Source organism: Streptomyces sp. NPDC026206, from assembly GCF_040638465.1.
Taxonomy (GTDB): domain Bacteria; phylum Actinomycetota; class Actinomycetes; order Streptomycetales; family Streptomycetaceae; genus Streptomyces.
In genome coordinates, this window is sequence record NZ_JBEZYL010000003.1 from 64,231 (window position 1) to 82,272 (window position 18,042).

General features: G+C 73.3%; 14 protein-coding genes and 1 tRNA gene. 5 read left to right on the forward strand and 10 right to left on the reverse strand.

Annotated features, from left to right (window positions below):
- Window positions 1–27 precede the first annotated feature (27 nt).
- From AB0F13_RS06615 to AB0F13_RS06625, 3 genes are all read left to right on the forward strand, one after another.
- Window positions 28–1,542, forward strand: a complete 1,515-nt coding sequence (locus AB0F13_RS06615; RefSeq protein ID WP_362076232.1) for a histidine kinase — start codon at window positions 28–30, stop codon at window positions 1,540–1,542.
- The gene (locus AB0F13_RS06620) at window positions 1,539–2,168 is read left to right on the forward strand and encodes a response regulator transcription factor (RefSeq protein ID WP_362076235.1); all 630 of its coding nucleotides are present in this window, start codon (window positions 1,539–1,541) and stop codon (window positions 2,166–2,168) included. Before AB0F13_RS06615 ends, AB0F13_RS06620 begins: the two co-directional genes overlap by 4 nt.
- A gap of 34 nt (window positions 2,169–2,202) precedes the next feature.
- Window positions 2,203–2,275 (forward strand) — tRNA-Gly (locus tag AB0F13_RS06625).
- A gap of 45 nt (window positions 2,276–2,320) precedes the next feature.
- On the opposite strand, the gene AB0F13_RS06630 is transcribed toward AB0F13_RS06625, so the two are convergent.
- From AB0F13_RS06630 to purD, 6 genes are all read right to left on the reverse strand, one after another.
- Window positions 2,321–3,721, reverse strand: coding sequence for a HAMP domain-containing sensor histidine kinase (locus tag AB0F13_RS06630; RefSeq protein ID WP_362076238.1), 1,401 nt, complete (start codon window positions 3,719–3,721; stop codon window positions 2,321–2,323).
- Complete coding sequence (locus AB0F13_RS06635; protein ID WP_362076241.1) at window positions 3,718–4,410, reverse strand: response regulator transcription factor; 693 nt, start codon at window positions 4,408–4,410, stop codon at window positions 3,718–3,720. The genes AB0F13_RS06630 and AB0F13_RS06635 overlap by 4 nt, the downstream gene beginning before the upstream one ends.
- Window positions 4,411–4,660: 250 nt before the next feature.
- Window positions 4,661–5,563 carry a phosphoribosylaminoimidazolesuccinocarboxamide synthase gene (locus AB0F13_RS06640; protein ID WP_362076244.1) on the reverse strand — a complete coding sequence of 301 codons (903 nt, stop codon included), beginning with the start codon at window positions 5,561–5,563 and terminating at the stop codon, window positions 4,661–4,663.
- Between the two features lie 70 nt (window positions 5,564–5,633).
- Window positions 5,634–7,112, reverse strand: a complete 1,479-nt coding sequence (locus AB0F13_RS06645) for a N,N-dimethylformamidase beta subunit family domain-containing protein (RefSeq protein ID WP_362076247.1) — start codon at window positions 7,110–7,112, stop codon at window positions 5,634–5,636.
- Between the two features lie 168 nt (window positions 7,113–7,280).
- Window positions 7,281–8,966: a hypothetical protein gene (locus tag AB0F13_RS06650; protein WP_362077154.1), complete on the reverse strand. Its 1,686-nt coding sequence runs from the start codon at window positions 8,964–8,966 to the stop codon at window positions 7,281–7,283.
- 333 nt (window positions 8,967–9,299) lie between these two features.
- Complete coding sequence (gene purD / locus AB0F13_RS06655) at window positions 9,300–10,550, reverse strand: phosphoribosylamine--glycine ligase (RefSeq protein WP_362077157.1); 1,251 nt, start codon at window positions 10,548–10,550, stop codon at window positions 9,300–9,302.
- Window positions 10,551–10,903: 353 nt separating this feature from the next.
- Between purD and AB0F13_RS06660 the strand changes: the two genes are divergently transcribed.
- Entirely contained in the window at window positions 10,904–11,647 is a 744-nt protein-coding gene (locus AB0F13_RS06660; protein WP_362076250.1) for an SLATT domain-containing protein, read from the forward strand.
- Window positions 11,648–11,792: 145 nt separating this feature from the next.
- Here the strand turns inward: AB0F13_RS06660 and AB0F13_RS06665 are convergent, their stop codons facing one another.
- From AB0F13_RS06665 to AB0F13_RS06680, 4 genes are all read right to left on the reverse strand, one after another.
- Entirely contained in the window at window positions 11,793–12,443 is a 651-nt protein-coding gene (locus AB0F13_RS06665) for a hypothetical protein (RefSeq protein ID WP_362076253.1), read from the reverse strand.
- Window positions 12,444–12,582: 139 nt separating this feature from the next.
- Window positions 12,583–15,060, reverse strand: coding sequence for a dolichyl-phosphate beta-glucosyltransferase (locus tag AB0F13_RS06670; protein ID WP_362076256.1), 2,478 nt, complete (start codon window positions 15,058–15,060; stop codon window positions 12,583–12,585).
- Window positions 15,061–15,169: 109 nt separating this feature from the next.
- A complete protein-coding gene (locus AB0F13_RS06675; RefSeq protein ID WP_362076259.1) occupies window positions 15,170–15,865 on the reverse strand; it encodes a GntR family transcriptional regulator in 696 nt (231 codons plus the stop codon).
- A gap of 171 nt (window positions 15,866–16,036) precedes the next feature.
- Window positions 16,037–17,401 (reverse strand): aspartate aminotransferase family protein, encoded by a 1,365-nt coding sequence (locus tag AB0F13_RS06680; RefSeq protein ID WP_362076262.1) that lies wholly within the window; start codon window positions 17,399–17,401, stop codon window positions 16,037–16,039.
- 337 nt (window positions 17,402–17,738) lie between these two features.
- On the opposite strand from AB0F13_RS06680, the gene AB0F13_RS06685 reads away from it, so the two are divergent.
- On the forward strand, window positions 17,739–17,942 hold the full coding sequence (locus AB0F13_RS06685) for a cold-shock protein (protein ID WP_362076265.1): 204 nt from the start codon (window positions 17,739–17,741) through the stop codon (window positions 17,940–17,942).
- Window positions 17,943–18,042 lie beyond the last annotated feature (100 nt).

Below are 18,042 nucleotides of genomic sequence, written 5' to 3' on the forward strand. Positions count from 1 at the left end.
CTGGGGAAACATCGGGGGTGGCAGCGCGTGATCCATAGGGTGCGGGCGTTCCGGAGCCGGAGCAAGATCGAGCAGATCGACCTCTACACGCGCGGTGCGCTGTATGTGATTCCTTGGTTCTTCCTGCTGGCCGAGGCGGGGGCCGTGGTGGGGCTCGCGGGACACGGTCCCGTGCCCCGGGCGCTCGCCGCCGCCCTCATCGTCGTGGGTGTCGTGCAGGCCACGTTCGGCATCGGTCTCATGCGGCGGGCCCTGGACCGCTACCTGCGCAAGGAGACGACCGGCCTGAGGGGGCGGCTGGTCTTCTCGTTCGTCCTGCTGACGGTGGCGCTGTGCCTCTTCGCGCGGCTGGTGGCCGTGAGCGGCGAGGACATCACGCAGCTCGGGTCCACGATGTTCATGGGCCTGTCGATGGTGCCGCTCGGCGCGCTGTGCCTGGTCGTGCGGAAGCGGACCTACTACGCGGTGTGCACGGCCGGTTCGTTCCTGTCGGCGGTGCCGTTCGGGGTGGCCGGCCTGCCCGGACCCGCGCTGGCGGGGGTGGCCTTCGGGGCGCTCCTCGTCAGTGGCTGGGTCGCGCTGGTGGCCCGGGTCTCGGGATGGATGCTCTCGATCGTCTGGGAGGTGGACGCGGCCCGCGGGGTGCAGGCGCGGCTCGCGGTGGCCGAGGAGCGGCTGCGGTTCTCCCGCGACATGCACGACATCCTGGGCCGCAACCTCGCGGCGGTCGCGCTCAAGAGCGAGCTCGCGGTGCAGCTCGCGCGGCGGGGCTCGGACACGGCCGTGGCACAGATGGCGGACGTGCAGCGGATCGCCCAGGAATCCCAGCGCGAACTGCGGGAGGTCGTCCGCGGCTACCGGGAGGCCGATCTGCACACCGAACTGGCCGGTGCCCGGTCCATCCTGGCCGCCGCCGGCATCGAGTGCCGCATCGACGACGCGGCGGCCGACGAACTGCCGCCCCCGGTCCAGTCGGCGCTCGCCTGGGTGGTCCGCGAGGCCACGACGAACGTGCTGCGGCACTCGGACGCGGGGCGCTGCGCCGTGCGGCTGCGGCAGGCGGACGGCTGGGCCGTGCTGATGGTGGAGAACAACGGCGTGCGGCCGGCCGCCCGGGACGGCGGCGGTTCCGGCCTCGCAGGGCTGCGGGAACGCCTGACGGCGCTGGGCGGCACGCTCGCCGCCGGGGGCGGCGCGAAGGGAACGTTCCGGCTGACGGCGAGGGTGCCGGTCGCCGTGCCGGCGGAGGGCGAGGTCCCGGCGCCGGACGGCTCGGCACCGCCGCGGGGCCCGGCGGAGGCCGGGGGCCGTCGCGGCGGGGAGGGGCTCCCCGAGGGGCTCCCCGGCCCGCCGGCCGGGGGCGGGGGCCCGGATCCCGGGGACACGGATCCCGGGGACACGGGAGGGGACGGGCCGGGGGCGCCGGCCTCCGCCGCGACGGCGTACGGCGACGACGACGGGGGCCGGCGCCGGGCCGGCCGCGTCCCGTCGGCGGCGACGGTTCCTTCGTCCGCGCACACTCCGGAAGGGAAGAGCTCATGACCCCCGCCGGGGCCGGAGGGCCGATCCGCGTCATGCTCGCCGACGACGAGCATCTGATCCGGGGGGCGCTGGCCGCGCTGCTGGGACTGGAGGACGATCTGCAGGTCGTGGCCGAGGCGGCCAGCGGGCCCGAGGCCTTGGCCATGGCCACTGCCCATCGACCCGACGTAGCCGTGCTGGACCTGCAGATGCCAGGGATGGACGGTGTGACGGTCGCCACGTCCCTCCGTGCCGAACTGCCCGGTTGCCGCAGCATGATCGTGACCGGTCACGGCCGCCCCGGGCACCTGAAGCGGGCGCTGGAAGCGGGGGTGCGCGGGTTCGTGCCGAAGACGGTGTCGGCCCAGCGGCTCGCCGAGATCATCCGGACCGTGCACGCCGGAAGCCGCTACGTGGACCCGGAGTTGGCGGCCGACGCGATCAGCGCGGGCGACTCCCCGCTCACGGCGCGCGAGGCGGAGCTGCTGGAACTGGCCGAAGACGGCGCGTCCGTCGCGGAGATCGCCAAGCAGGCCTCGCTGACACCGGGGACGGTCCGCAACTACCTCTCGGCGGCCGCGCTGAAGCTCGGTGCGGAGAACCGTCACGCGGCGGCGCGCATCGCACGTGCTCAGGGTTGGCTATAGTGGTGCCCGCACCGCACGAGAGCGCGGGGCGAATGCGGACGTAGCTCAGTTGGTAGAGCACCACCTTGCCAAGGTGGATGTCGCGAGTTCGAGTCTCGTCGTCCGCTCAGAGAACGAAGGCCCCGGTCGGAAGACGACCGGGGCCTTCGGCGTTACCGGCCCCCGGCGAGCGGGAAGGCCAGGCGGAAGAGGGCGCCGCCAGTCGCTGCCTGCTCGGCCGTGAGTCCGGCGCCGTGGGCGCGGGCGATCTGGCGCGCCATGGCGAGGCCCAGGCCGGAGCCGGGCAGGGCCCGGGCCTGCCGGGAACGGTAGAAGCGGTCGAAGACATAGGGCAGGTCCTCGGCGGAGATGCCGGGGCCGTGGTCGCGGACGGTGAGCTCCGCGGAGCCTGCCGTGCGGACGAGCCGGACCTCCACCATCGCGCCGGGCGGGCTGAACTTGGCCGCGTTGTCGAGCAGGTTGGACAGCAGCCGGGCCAGCCGGGCCGGCACCCCCGCGACCGTGACCTCGCTCACGTCCACTGTGAAGACCGTGGCCGGCCAGTGGCCGCGCGCCCCGGCCACGCAGCGCTCGGCGAGACGGTCCAGCCGGACCTGCTCCACCAGCGGCTGCGGCTCCTCGTCGCGCGCGAGCTCGATCAGGTCGTTGACCATGCCGGTCACCTCGCGCAGCTGCCGCCCCAGGGCCTGCGCGGCCCGCTCGCGCTGGGCGGTGGAGAGCCGGTCCGCGCGGGCGAGGAGCTCGGCGTTGGTGCGCAGCGCGGTCAGCGGTGTGCGCAGCTCGTGGGAGGCGTCGGCGACGAGGCGGCGCTGGGCGGCGACGGCCTCCTCCAGTTCGCCGAGCATGGTGTTGAAGCTGGTGGCGAGGCGGGTGATCTCGTCCTGGCGGCGCGCCTCGTAGGGAGGCAGTTCAATGCGGTGGGCGGGGTCGCGGGTGGCGGCGATGCGCTCGGCGGTGGCGGTGAGCCGGGTGACGGGGCGCAGGGACGTGCGCGAGGCCGCGTACCCGAGCACCGCCGCGAGGAGGACGCCCACGCCGCCGACCGCCCCGAGGTACATCCCGGCCTGCCGCACGCCCAGGTCGACGGTGTCCGAACGGGTGGCGACCTGCAGGGCCCGGCCCTTCTCGCCCTGCAGGGGGGTGGTCAGCATGCGCATGGGCCGGCCGTCATGGGTGATGTCGCTGAAGTACGGGCCGAGGGTGCCGGCCGCGACACGGCGGGCGGCCCCCGTGACCGGCAGGACGAGGTCCTGCTGACCGGGGGCCGTCGGGTCGGCGGGGACGATCTGCGCACAGGCGGGCGCCGCCCGCCAGACGCACTGGTTGAACAGGACGCCCTTGCCGGGCGGGGTGCCGTGGGCCTGCTGGGCGATGGTCCCGGCCTGCTGCTTGAGCTGGAGGTCGAGCTGGCGGACGAGTTCGTAGCGGATGACGACGTACGCGGCGGCCAGCACGCCGAACGCGACGAGCGCGACGGCGGCGGCGGTGACGAGGGCCAGCCGGGCCCGCAGCGGCCTGCGGCCCAGCAGTCTGCGCCGCAGACCCCCGCTCACCGCTCCGCCAGCCGGTAGCCGATGCCGTGCACGGTGTGGACGAGGCGGGGCCCGCCGCCTGCCTCCAGCTTGCGGCGCAGGTAGCCGATGTAGACGGCAAGGGAGTTGGACTCGGGGCCGAAGTCGGTGCCCCAGACCTGCTCCTGGATCAGCTCCCGCGGCAGGACCTGGCCCGGGTGGCGCAGGAACATCTCCAGCAGAGCGAATTCGGTGCGGGTGAACTCCAGGGCGAGGCCGGCGCGCTCACCGGTGCGGGTGACGGGGTCGACGGTCAGATCGGCGAAGGCCGACTCGGCGTGTGCCGGTGCCGTTCCGGGCGGTGCGGCGCGGCGCAGCAGGGCCCGCAGGCGGGCCAGGAGCTCGTCCAGGGCGAAGGGTTTGACGAGATAGTCGTCGGCCCCCGCGTCCAGGCCCGCGACGCGGTCGGAGACGGCGTCGCGGGCGGTGAGGACGAGTACGGGCGTGCGGTCGCCCAGTTCGCGCAGCCGACGGCAGACGGCGAGCCCGTCGAGCACGGGCATCGCCAGGTCCAGCACGATCGCGGCGGGTGGGGCGGCGGCGATCGCGGACAGCGCGGCGAGGCCGTCGGGGGCGGAACGTACCGCGTAGCCCTCGACGGCGAGGCCGTCGACGACGGCGGCGCGTACGTCGGGGTCGTCGTCGACGACGAGGACGGACGTCTCGCCCATGGGCCCTCCGGCGGGGGAACGAATGGTCGTGCGGGTCCCCACCTTGTCAGACGTTGTCTGAGAGGGCTCTTATGTCTGGGGCGGGCGGATTTTCTCCCCTGCCCGCCCCTTCCCGCTGCATCCGATATGCGGCTCCGCCGCGTGGCGGGGCTCCGCGCCGGGCCCCGGTCCTCAAACTCCCCCAGCTACCGCTGGGAGGTGCCCCCAGACGGGCTGGATCGTTGTCCGGGCGGGCTGACGACCGAGGCCGCTATGACCACTTCTGGCCCGTCAGGCGTTCGTACGCCTCGGCGTACTTCGCGTGCGTGCGCTCGACGATCTCCGTCGGGAGCTCCGGCGGCGGTACGTCGCCCGTGCGGTCCCATCCGGAGGCCGGGGAGGACAGCCAGTTGCGGACGAACTGCTTGTCGAAGGAGGGCTGCGCCCTGCCCGGCTCGTAGTCCTCGGCGGGCCAGAAGCGGGAGGAGTCCGGCGTCAGCACCTCGTCCGCGAGGACCAGTTCGCCGCTGTCGGCGAAGCCGAACTCGAACTTGGTGTCGGCGAGGATGATGCCCCGGTCGCGGGCGATGGCGCGGGCGCGGCTGTAGACGGCGAGGGTGGTCTGCCGCAGCATGGCCGCGGTCTCCGCGCCGGCGCGGCGGGCCACCTCCTCGTAGGAGACGTTCTCGTCGTGCTCGCCGACCTCGGCCTTCGTGGCCGGGGTGAAGATCGGGGAGGGCAGCTCGGAGCCGTCGGTGAGGCCCTCGGGGAGGGCGAGGCCGCAGACGGTGCGGGTCTGCTCGTACTCGGCGAGGCCGGAGCCGGTCAGGTAGCCGCGGGCGACGCACTCGACCGGGACCATGTCGAGGGAGCGGCAGATCAGGGTGCGGCCGGCCCAGTCGGCGGGGGCGCCGGCCGGCAGGTCGGTGGACAGGACGTGGTGGGGGACGAGGTCGGTGAGCCGGTCGAACCACCACAGGGAGAGCTTGGTGAGGATGCGCCCCTTGTCGGGGATCTCCGTGGGCAGCACCCAGTCGTAGGCAGACATGCGGTCGCTGGCCACCATGACCAGCCGGCCGTCCTGGTCGCGGTACAGGTCGCGAACCTTGCCCGTGTGCAGGTGCGTCAGTCCCGGCACCTCGACGGCTTTGGGCTTCTCGACGAATCCGGACACGCAGGCCTCCTGGTGGTTTGTCCAAGCACCTCGATTCTGCCGTACCGGCCCGCCGGGCTCCCGCGAGGGGTCAGACCCGCTTGCAGATGCGGTCCAGCAGATTGGCCGTGGCCCGCTGGATGCGGGCGTCCACATGGCCGGGCCGGTCCAGGGCAGGGGACCAGGCGAAGGTGCCGGAGGCGAAGACGAGGGCGCCGCTGGGGGCGAGGTAGAGCGAGGTCTCCTGGTGGCGCCTGGTGCCCTCGCTGTCCTCGTACGGGGAGTGGGCGAGCAGAATCCGGCGGGTGTGCTCCGGCAGGGCCGTACGGGGGAAGTAGCGGTCGGCCTCGCCCGCGACGAGGCCGGGCAGCTCGTCGCCCTCGTCGGCGCCGGTGGCCTCCCACAGCCAGTGGCCGGCGTTGCGGACGACCATGGGGGCGGGCTCGGGCACCCGGCCCGCGTACTGGATGCCGAGCAGTTGCTGTTCGGGGGGCGACATCTCGCGCCAGAGGGCCGAGCGGCCGGGGCCGCGACGTTTTCGGCAGGTCAGCAGGTGGTCGGGGCCGGCGGGCGAGGGGGCGAGCTCGACCTGCCAGTACATGGTGTTGGCGGAGAGGAAGACCAGCGACGTGCCGCAGTCGCGGGCGTCCTCGACGGCCCGGCGCATCGGGGCCGACCAGTACTCGTCGTGGCCGGGGAAGACCAGGCCGCGGTAGCGCGCCGGATCGATTCGCCCGGCGTGCAGGTCGCGGGTCTCGGCGTAGGCGAGGCCGTAGCCGAAGCGCTCGGCCCAGCGGATGAAGTCGTAGGCGTGGCCGACGTGCAGCGGCAGGCCCGCGCCCGCGTAGGGGCGGTCGAAGGAGACCGTGGTGGCCGCGTCCGCCTCGCCGAGGAGGCGGCCCTCCTCGTCCCAGGCGTGGTAGAGGCTCGCGCCCGTGCGGCCGTCCTCGGGGTAGAGGTTGTAGGCCTGCCAGGTGATGTCGGGCAGGACGAGCAGCAGATCGGCGGGGCCGCTGTCGCGCACGGTGAACGGGATGTGGCTGCGGTATCCGTCGACGGTGGTCAGGACGGCCACATAGGCGCCGGTGCTCCAGAAGCTGGGGACCTGCAGCCGCCAGGAGAGCCACCAGTGGTGGCAGGAGACCGTGCGGTCGACGGTGAGCGGCGGCGGCTGGACGATGCCCGAGAGCCGCGGGCTGGTGGTGACCTTGGCGGCGCCCACGCCCGCGTAGTGGCCGATGCGGTAGACGTCCACGCCGAACTGCTGCGGCGGGTCCACGGTGATCCGGAAGTCCAGGGCCTCGCCGGGGGCGACGGAGCTGCTGGAGGCGAAGCCCTTGATCTGGCAGTGGACGTCGTCGGCGGCGCGCGGGCCCGGCCTGCGCGGCGGCGGGACGCGGGTGTCGGCCGGGGCGGTCACCGGGTCCACGTACCAGGGGATGATCTGCCCGGTGCCGTCGAAGTAGTACTCACCGCCGCGCAGCCAGGGCAGCGGTCCCTGGCCGAAGGGATCCGAGACGGCGTGCGCGAGTGCACCGGATTCCCAGCGGCGGACCTGGTCCGTCCCCATGTGTGCTCCCTCCCCTAGGCCCCCGCATACCTTCTCGGATTCCCAGCAGATACCCAGCACATCACACGAGGCGTGCGGCTTGTCACCGTTCGTCAGGAAATTCGCCGGAAGTGATGGCTCGGCCTCTACGGAGCGTAACGACGTCACGCTCCGTTACACGCCGCTCTCTCACATCAGCCGGACCGGCTTCTCGGGGCGGACCCCGACCTCACCGAGCCAGGCGCGCAGCGGCTCGCCGTCCCCGTCCTCGATCAGGCTCAGGACCGTACGGGTCAGGTCGGCGCGGCGGGCGCCGCCCACGAGCAGGGCCGGGCCGTCCAGCCAGTCCAGGCCGGGGACGGCACCGGCGGTGTCCACGGCCGCGCAGCAGACCATGGCCGTCACATGGTCGGCGAGCAGCTCCCGGCCGCTGCGCGGCGGCTGCAGGGGGAACAGCGGCGCGAGCCCGCCGACCCACGATCCGGCCGCCGCGCCGAAGGCGCCCCGCTCGGCCGCGCGCTCCTCCTGAGCCGCTTCGCGCGCCACCTCGGCACTCAGGCGGACCTCCAGCTCCTCGCCCACGCCGCCGCCGGCCGGACCGGTGAGGCGGTCGAGGATGCGGGCGACTGTGGCCGGGGCCGGAACGGCGTCCGGCCCCGGGCCGCCGTGGGTGCCGTGGGTGCCGGGCAGCGCCACGGGGGCGGCGCCGCACGCGGCGATGTCGTCGAGGACGCGGTGCAGCCGGGCGGCCTCCAGCCGCCACTTGCGGTCCACGACCTCGTCCGCGTACTGGTTCCAGGCGACCGGCGACCAGTCGGGGCCGGGCCGGGCCGGGCCGCCGTGGAAGAGCCGGGCGGCCAGCAGGGACGCCGCCTCGTCGATGAGGCCGGGCTCTTCCAGCAGATCGCAGGCGGGCCGCTCGCCCAGCCGGGAGGTGAAGCCTTCCGCCAGCCGGTCGCGGCGGGAGAGCTCGGTGAGCGCGGAGACGACGCCCGCATCCAGCCGGGAGGGCCAGCGGCCCATCCGCCAGGCGGGCAGCGCGACGCGGTTCAGCAGCCGGTCCCAGCCGGCGTAGGCGAGGCCGACCTGCTCCTGGGCGACGATGCGCAGGCCGTAGTCCACCGTCTGGGCGCGCTCGGAGGCGGCCGCGGCCACTCCGCGCTCCATCTCGGCCGCGTGGTCGCGGCAGGAGCGCAGCAGGAGCCGGGCGGCCCAGCCGATGAACGCGAGGTGGGGCCGGGTCGCCGCGACGGCCACGGCGGCGTCCAGGCCCCGGACGAAGCGGCGGGCGGCGGCTATGTCGGGGTGGGCGGCCGGGCCCGTGCCCGCCACCACCGGCGCCAGCAGGGCGCGCAGCTCGGCGACGCGCATCCACCACAGGAACGGCGAGCCGATCACCAGGACGGGCGAGGCCCCGGCCCGCCTGCGCAGCCGCAGCCGCTCGCGCGGCGGGGAGTGTGCCGGATGCGTACGGTCCTCCAGCCAGCTGTCGCAGTCGGGCGTGAGAGCCATGGCGGAGGGCGCGGGGACGTCCAGCCGCTCGGCCAGGTCACGGACCAGGCGGTAGAGGTCGGGGGCCGTCTCCTCGGGGATCGGGACCGTGGGGCTCAGGGCCGGCCGGGCCCGGGCGACCACCACGGCGACGGCGGCCGCGAGCGCCAGGGCCAGCAGGGCGACGGCGGTGACGGCCGGGCGGGCGGCGTCCCCGGCCGAGCCGTGAGGGATCCGGCCCATGGCGGCCCCCGCCGCCAGCACGACGGCTGCTGCCGCCGGAACCAGGGCGACGGCCAGCGCGGCGCTGCGCACACGCAGCACGGCGAGGGCCCTGGCGCGCGCGGTCAGCGCGCCTGCTTCCGGACCTGCCACGAGACCGATCACCCCCAGGTGCCTGTAGTGCTCTGCCGAGGTGCCTTGCTCACCTCCCCCACTGTGGCACCGGCCTCTGACATCGCAATGCCGGTGGGCCAGTTGCCGGATGCGCAGCAGTCGGCCTTCGCCGCACCCTAGTTGGGGGGCGGGCGTGCGTCAGCCGGTTGGGCAAGCGGTCACCCGATGGAATGGCTTTGGGCAAAGCCTCTGCGGGAGGACCGCCCGATGAGCTCCACGTACGCGGCTCCGGCCCCGGGCCCCGGCCGACCCCGGAACCTTGAGCGCCGGCCGGGCTGTCTCAGCCCGGCCGGCGCTCAAGGACACGAAACGTGGGGTGGCTCAGGCCGGGGCCGCCGCCTCGGCCGCGATGTCGGTGCGGTGGTGGGAGCCGTCGAGGCGGACGCGCGAGACGGCCTCGTACGCACGGGTACGGGCAGCGCTCAGGTCGGCTCCGGTCGCGGTGACGGACAGGACGCGGCCGCCGGCGCTGACCACCCGGCCGTCGGCGTCGAGCGCGGTGCCCGCGTGGAGCACGTACGCCTCGTCCACCTCCGCCGCCCCGGCCAGGCCCTCGATCACGTCTCCGGTGCGCGGGCTGCCCGGGTAGTTGTGCGAGGCGATGACGACGGTCACGGCGGCGCCCTCGCTCCAGCGCAGCGGCGGCTGGGCGGCCAGGTTGCCGGTGGCCGCGTTCAGCAGGAGGCCTGCCAGCGGCGTCTTCAGGCGGGCCAGGACGACCTGGGTCTCGGGGTCGCCGAAGCGCGCGTTGAACTCGATGACGCGCACGCCGCGCGAGGTGATCGCGAGCCCCGCGTAGAGCAGCCCGGAGAAGGGCGTGCCCCGGCGGCGCAGCTCGTCCACGGTGGGCTGCAGGACGCTCTGCAGCACCTCCTCGACCAGCTTGGGGTCGGCCCAGGGCAGCGGGGAGTAGGCGCCCATGCCGCCGGTGTTCGGGCCCTCGTCCGCGTCGAGGGCGCGCTTGAAGTCCTGGGCGGGCTGAAGGGGCAGCACCGTCTCGCCGTCGGTGACGGCGAAGAGGGAGACCTCGGGGCCGTCCAGGAACTCCTCGATCACCACGCGGCCGCAGGCCAGCGCGTGCTCGCGGGCCTCGGCCAGGTCGGAGGTGACGACGACGCCCTTGCCGGCGGCCAGGCCGTCGTCCTTGACGACGTAGGGAGCACCGAAGGCGTCGAGGGCCTCGTCGATCCCGGCGGGGGTGGTGCAGACGTAGCTGCGGGCGGTGGGGACGTTCGCGGCGGCCATGACGTCCTTGGCGAACGCCTTGGAGCCCTCCAGCCGGGCCGCTTCCGCGGACGGGCCGAAGGCCGGGATGCCGCGCTCCCGCACGGCGTCGGCGACCCCGGCGACCAGGGGCGCCTCGGGGCCGACCACCACCAGGTCCGCGCGCAGCGACGTGGCGAGCTCCGCGACGGCCGTGCCGTCCAGGGCGTCCACGGTGTGCACCTGAGCGACCTCGGCGATCCCGGCGTTGCCGGGGGCGCAGTGCAGAGCGGTGACGTCGGGGTCGAGGGACAGGGAGCGGCACAGGGCATGTTCGCGGGCGCCGCCGCCGATGACGAGGACCTTCACGGGTGCCACCTTATGGCACCTTCCTTCGACGGCTCGTCGCTCCGTACGACTCCGGCCCCCCTCCCCGCTCGTAGGAACCTCTTGAAAGATCTTCCGGCGGCCTCTCGCGGACCCCCGGGGGGACGCCTCGGGAACCTCCGCCGGGCGCGCTCGTCAGAACGTTTCGGCACCCGCACGTCGACATTGGGCCAACCGGCCCGCACTCTTTCGGGTGAAGACCGGCGGCTCCTATACCCGATCCCGCTGCACTTACGGACGGAAAAGGCTGGATCTTGCGCCCAACGCCAACCGTTCGGCGGTAGGAAGGAGGCTGCGATCACGAATGACGCACGCGGCGGAGAGGGAGTGCAGGGGTGAGCCAGCCTGAGATGCAGCCCGAGGGGCTCCCTCGGGAGCAGGGAGGCCGCCAGGGGGGACAGCACCGCGATGACCTCCGCGGCCGGACCTTCCCGCTCGGGGACTGGGGAGAGCCCGCCGAGCGGTTGGACGAGCTGTACAGATGGGTCGAGACCGGTGCGCTGAGCCTGGCCGACTGGTACCTCACCGACCGGTCCTGGAAGCGCCGCTGGGCGCGCGGGCTGCGTCTGGGGACCACGTTCTGTGCCGTGGTGGGGGCCGCCCTGCCGCTGCTGGAGCTGACGAAGGTGCTGCGCACCGGCTCGGCGTGGGCCTTCCTGGCCCTGCTCGGGGCGGTGGCCTGCGTGGCCTGCGACCGCTACTTCGGGCTGACGTCCGGATGGATGCGCGGCGTGGCCACGGCACAGGCGGTGCAGCGGCGGCTCGAGGTGCTGCAGTTCGACTGGGCGTCGGAGTGCGTCCGCGAGGTGCTCGGCCCGACCGAAGGCACGGCCAGTGAGGCGGCCGAGCGCTGTCTGACCGTACTGCGGCGCTTCTCGGAGGACGTCTCGGAGCTCGTACGGGCCGAGACGGCCGACTGGATGGTGGAGTTCCGGGCGGGGCCGGCGCCGTTGCTGACGCAGTCGCTGGTGGCGTGGGGGCCGCGGGGCGAAGGGGGCGGTCCTGTGGGGCGCTTCCCGCTACCGCCGCATACGCGGCCGAACATGCCGCGGCAGCGGCCGCCGGAGTCTCCGCGGTAGGGCGAGCGGGGTAGGTGGGGCGGTGGGCGGTGACCGGGGGTGTGAGGTGCCCCGGGCCCGCCCTTTCACCGTTTCTTGTCCTCAAACGCCGGACGGGCTGGGTGATGCGGACGGGCTGCTGGGTGTCCTCAACGCCGGGCCCCGCTCAGCTGAAGACGATCATGGAGCCCTGGCCCAGGCTCCTGGTGGCCGCCGCGTGCAGGCCCAGCCATACGTGGCGCTCTCGGGCGAAGGGGCTGTCGTCGCGCGGGCCCGGGGCGGCGCGCTCCTCCAGTCCGGTGGGGCGGTCCGGAGCGGCGGGCGGGGCGGGCGGGTTGGCCGGGTCGATGCCCAGCACCGGGGCGACGGCGTGCAGTTCGCGCAGCAGGCCGTGGCTGGAGCCCAGCGGGCCGCCGCCTTCGAGGAGTTCGTCGTTGGACAGCGGGTGCGCGAAGTCCACCGGGACGTACGCCCCGGCGTGGTCGTAGTGCCAGACCAGGTGCGACTGCTGGGCGGTGGTCTCGAACATCTCCAGTAACTGCTCGTAGTCGCCGCCGAGTTCATCCACCGGAGTGACGGCCAGGCCGCACAGGTTCAGCAGGTGGGCGCGGCGCAGGAAGTGCAGGGCGTCGTAGTCGAAGCCCGCGACCGGGGCGACGTCTCCGGAGAGGCCCGGCATGTAGCCGAAGACGGGCACCGGCGGCAGCCCGGCCTCGCCGAGTGCCTTGTCGTACGCGGCGATCTCCTCGGCGAAGGGGTTGTCGGGGCTGTGGCACAGCACATCGACGAGGGGCACTAGCCAGAGGTCACAGGCCACGTGAACTCACTCTCGTTCTCGCATCGGTGCGATGGTCGGTGCATGCGATGGTCGGGCCAGAGTAGTGCCGCTCAGCCGGTTGTCACACCGGGCCGACGGACATGGACGCCCGAACTCCGCTTGGCGTCCGGGCGGGTGGTCAACCCTGTCCGCGCACGTCCCACACCCACGTGTCACCGACGTGCCGCGGCTGTTTGCCGGTCAGCCGGGTGACCGCCTCGCGCAGGGGCACCGCGTTGTCCCCAGGGGCGAGGACGAGCGCGTCCGCGCGCCAGAAGCCGAGGTCCCAGCCGAACTGGCGGCGCTGCTGAGCGGAGATGTCGGGCACCTTCCCGCTCTCGCGGACCTTGTTCAGCAGGTCGGAGGTGAAGCGCGGCTGGGGCCCGTAGATGCCGATGCGGTCCGGCCCCCAGGGCCCGTTGAAGTAGCCGCCGGGGAAGGGGAAGCCGAGGCCGGCGTCGATCTGCCAGCCCAGGGCGGCAGTGCCGGACGGGCTGGGCACCGGCACGGGCACCAGGGAGTGGCCGGGGCGTACGTACTCCCGCCAGTTGCCGTCGGCGATGAAGGCGGGCACCGGGGCGCGGTCGACGGTCCGGTACGGCGTCGGCAGCAGCGGCAGGAGCGCCACGACGAGCGCGGCGCAGCCGAGCAGCCGGCGCGAGCTCTCGCGCTCGCTGCGCAGGCGCCGCACGGCCAGCCGGTCACAGGCAAGGGCGAGGAGGATGCCGAGGGCGGGCACGCAGACCATGGCCATGCGCGACTCGATGACCGATTCGAAGAACGGCATTTTGGCGACCAGCCGCCACGGCCCCGGCAGCGTCCTGTCCGTACCCAGCAGCGGGATGTTCTGGCCGAGGGAGAGGACGGCGGCGGCCAGCGCGGTGAAGCCGAGGGCGCGTACGCACGGCCGGTCGCGCAGGTGGACGACGACGGCGATGGTCAGCGCGACGAGCGGCCAGCCGAAGAAGGCGTTCTCCTCGGTCCGGTTGAGCGACAGCGAGGCGGCGACGCCGCCGTCGCCGGCCAGCGAGCGGGTGGCGAACTCCAGCAGCGCCATCGGGTTGTTGCCGACCTGCCCGTGCAGCACGCTGTGGTAGCTCTGCGGGCCGTAGAACTGCCAGCCGACGGGGACGATCACCAGTGGTACGGACACGAGCGCGGCGACGGCGAGGCCGCGCAGCAGCGGTCCGGCGACGGCCTTCGCCACGTCCGGGGCGGCGATCGCGTAGCCGAGGGCGAAGAGGGCGAGGCCGGTCACGGCCAGCAGCAGCGCCTCTTCGCCGAGGAAGATCTGGTAGGCGAGGAACAGGCCCAGGACGACGGCGTCGCGCGTGCGCCGGCCGCCCTCGCACAGCCGCAGGGCCCGGTCGATGATCAGCGGCATCATGAACAGCACCACGAAGTTGGGGTGCGCGTTGCCGTGCGAGATCATCGGCGGCGCGAAGGCGCAGAAGCCGCCGCCCAGCGCGGCCGCCCAGCGCGAGCGGACGAAGCGCTTGGCTATCAGCCAGTACCAGGAGCAGGCGGTGGCGGCCAGGCCGCCGGTGAGCACGACGGCCCAGGTGAGGTGCGCCCCGAAGGCGAGGGTGAGCGGGGTGAGGGGCACGGAGAGCCCCAGCATGGCGGTGTTGGCCATGAGGTTCACACCGAGCGGGAAGTTCTGCAGATCGGTGAAGAGCGGGTTGCGCAGGTGCGCGACGTTGTCGGCGGTGACCGCGAAGAACCACTCCCACTGCTGCTGGTCGGAGCCGGAGTCGGTGAGGTACGCGGTGCCCAGGCCGCCCCACAGGCCGCCGTAGAGGAGGAAGGCGAGGAGGAGGAAGAGCACGGGCACGGCGAACCGCACCGGGCCGATCGCGCGCAGGCGGATGCCGATGAGGTCGGCGAGGACGGTGGGGTAGGCGAGCGGACGGACCTTGGAACCGGGCTGGTGGGCCCAGCTGACGGGCACCTCGGCGACCTCCCAGTCCTTCTGGTGGAAGAAGCGCAGTATCTCGACGTCGTAGCTCCAGCCGTCCAGCCGGGAGCCGGCGAAGGCGGTGCGCACCTTGTCGCCGTCGAAGAGCTTGAAGCCGCACTGGGTGTCCCGTATGCCGGGCACCGCGGCGGCCCGGATGAGCCGGGCGCCCACTCTGCCCATGACCTCGCGCAGGGCGTGCTGGCGCACGGCGATGCGGGACCCGGGCAGGGCGCGTGAGCCCACGGCCGCGGTGGCGCCGTCGTCCAGGTGCCGCTGGAGAAGGGCCAGCTCCTCGATGGGCGTGGCCAGGTCCGCGTCGGTGACCAGCACGCGGCGGCCGCGCGAGGCGAGGACCCCGGTGCGCACGGCGTGGCCCTTGCCGCGGTTGGCGGGGGTGCTCAGCAGCCGGACGCGGGGCTCGTCGGCGGCCGCGGCCGCGGTGACGGCCGCCGTGCCGTCGGTCGATCCGTCGTCGACGACGATCAGCTCCCACCGCAGCGGTCGCAGCGTCTCGAGATGGGCCCGGACCGCCTGCAGCGTGGGGGCGAGCCGGTCCTCCTCGTTGTAGGCCGGGATGATGACCGTCAGGTCGACGGTGCTGCCTCCGGCCGTTGTGGGGGGCTCCGACGGCTGGGCCGACGGCTGGGTCTTTGACATCACGTGACTGAGACGTCCCTCAAACGGTCGAAGGTTGCATATCCGACATCGATGCCGTCTTCCACGCGGACCACAGTCCGATTGCCGATGGCAGCGAGCGACATCGACCCTATTCGGTCGAACCTTGATCGGTTCCGACCGTTCCTGTTAGCCCGTCGATCAGCGCCAGCGAATGCTCGTTGTACGCCACGACGATCCGCTGCGCGCGTTCCACGTCCTGGCACGCCACCGCCTCGACCAGCTCGGCGTGCTGGTCCCACAGCCGCCCGCGCAGCTCCCCCAGCGACCGCAGCAGCGGCACCGTGAAGATCCAGCTCTGGATCCGCACACGGTCCAGGAAGTCGGATATGTAGGGGTTGCCGACCAGGCCGGCCATCTCGCGCCAGAAGCGCAGGTCGTAGCCGATGAGGATGTCGAGGTCCCCCGCGACCGCCGCCCGGCCGGCCTCCTCGGCCCGGCGCCGCACCGAGGCCAGCGCCTGCGGGGTGGCCGCCTGCAGCGCCCGCGCGGCGGAGCGGCGGAACATGCCCTCCACTATCAGCGTGCGGGCCTCGATCATGTCCCGGAAGTCGGCGTAGGTGAACTCGCGCACCCGGTAGCCGCGGTGCAGCTCCACATCGAGCAGCCCCTGCGAGCACAGGTCGAGCAGCGCCTCGCGGACGGGCGTGGCGGAGACCCCGTACTGCTCGGCGATCTCCTTGACGGTGAACTCGGCCGGGAGCCGTCCCGCGATGACCTCGTCGCGCAGGGCGTCGGCGATCTGCGAGCGCAGCGTCGTGCGCTTGACCGCGTCGCTGCCGGGCATTGGTCTCCGTCTCCCTTTCCGTGACCGCTTCCGTGACCGCGCGTCTGGCATGCGAACGGCCCTCGCAACAAGATAGGCGAGGGCCGTCGCGGAACGTACGGGCGTTACGTAGGTAAATACGCAAGAACGGAAGACGGTACACGGCCCGCGGCATCCTGGCCGTACCGGGGGTCACACCGTGTGCTCGTCGGCCACCGTGAGCGCCGCGTCCAGAGCGGCGAGGCCTTCCTTCACCTCCGCCTCGGTGACGGTGCACGGCGGGACGACGTGGGTGCGGTTCATATTGACGAACGGCCAGAGCCCCGACTTCTTGCAGGCGGCGGTGAAGGCGGCCATGGGGGCGCCCGCCGCGCCCGCCGCGTTGTAGGGCACCAGGGGCTCGCGGGTGGCCCGGTCGCGCACCAGCTCCACCGCCCAGAACACGCCCATGCCGCGCACCTCGCCCACCGACGGGTGGCGCTCGGCGAGCGCGCGCAGCCCGGGGCCGATGACGTCCTCGCCGACGCGGGCCGCGTTCTCCACGATGCCCTCCTCGGCCATCGCGTTGATCGTGGCCACGGCGGAGGCGCAGGCGAGCGGGTGCCCGGAGTAGGTGAGCCCGCCCGGGTAGGGGCGCGTCCCGAAGGTGGCGGCGATCTCGGCGGAGATGGCGACGCCGCCGAGCGGGACGTAACCGGAGTTGACGCCCTTGGCGAAGGTGAGCAGGTCGGGGGTGACGCCGAAGTGGTCGGCGGCGAACCAGCGGCCGGTGCGGCCGAAGCCCGCCATGACCTCGTCCAGCACGAAGACGATGCCGTGGCGGTCGCAGATCTCCCGGACGCCCGCGAGGTAGCCGGGCGGCGGGACCATGATCCCGGCGGTGCCGGGCACGGTCTCCAGGACGATCGCGGCGATGGTCTGCGGCCCCTCGAAGACGACGGTGTCCTCCAGGTGCGCCAGCGCGCGCTCGCACTCCTGCTCCTCGCTCTGCGCATGGAAGGGCGAGCGGTAGAGGAACGGCGCCCAGAAGTGGATCACACCCGCGGAGCCGGTGTCGGAGGGCCAGCGGCGCGGGTCGCCGGTCAGGTTGATCGCAGCGGCCGTCGCTCCGTGGTACGAGCGGTAGGCACTGAGCACCTTGGGGCGGCCGGTGTGCAGCCGGGCCATCCGGACGGCGTTCTCCACGGCCTCGGCACCACCGTTGGTGAAGAAGATCTTGTCGAGGTCGCCGGGCGTCCGCTCCGCGATCAGCCGCGCGGCCTCGGACCGTACGTCCACGGCGAAGCCCGGCGCGATCGTGCACAGCCGGGCCGCCTGCTCCTGGATCGCGGCCACGACCTTGGGGTGCTGGTGGCCGATGTTGGTGTTCACCAGCTGGCAGGAGAAGTCGAGGTAGCGGTTGCCGTCGTAGTCCCAGAAGTACGAGCCCTCGGCGCCGGCCACGGCCAGCGGGTCGATGAGGTCCTGGGCGGACCACGAGTGGAAGACGTGGGCGCGGTCGGCCGCCTTCACGGCGGCGCCGGCGGAGGGGTCGGGCTGCGTGCTCTCGGTGCTCACGGGCGTGACCTCGCATCGGTGGGGCTTCGGGCGTCCGGCCCGAGCCTAGGGAGCGGGCCGCGGGCGCGGACACCGGCACTGTGTCGGCCACTTGGCGCGCCCGGCGACACAGTGCCGGGTGCTCCCCGGCCGCGGGGCACGTGGCCGAAGGCGTACACAACCGGACACATCGCCACGCGGCGGGAAATCCCAATTCGGGGCCATTTGCCTGCTACGGTCATTTGCAGTTGCAGTTTTGGTACCCATTTGTGCGCCTGAAGGTCTGTGACCTCGGGCGCACTTGCGTTTTCCCTGGCGCACGGAATTCCGTCGTGCTCCCCCCATTAAGGAGATCACCTTGGCTACCGGCATCGTGAAGTGGTTCAACTCGGAAAAGGGTTTCGGCTTCATCCAGCAGGACGGCGGCGGGGCGGACGTCTTCGCCCATTACTCCAACATCTCCACCCAGGGCTATCGGGAGCTCCAGCAGGGGCAGAAGGTCACCTTCGACATCACGCAGGGCCAGAAGGGCCCGCAGGCGGAGAACATCCTTCCGTCCTGAGGCCCGCCGCAGGACGGCCCGGCGATCCGTTCGCCGGCCGTCCGGCAGCCCGCCGGATGGCCGGCTTCCGGGGCCACACTTCCAGGGCCGGACTTCGAGG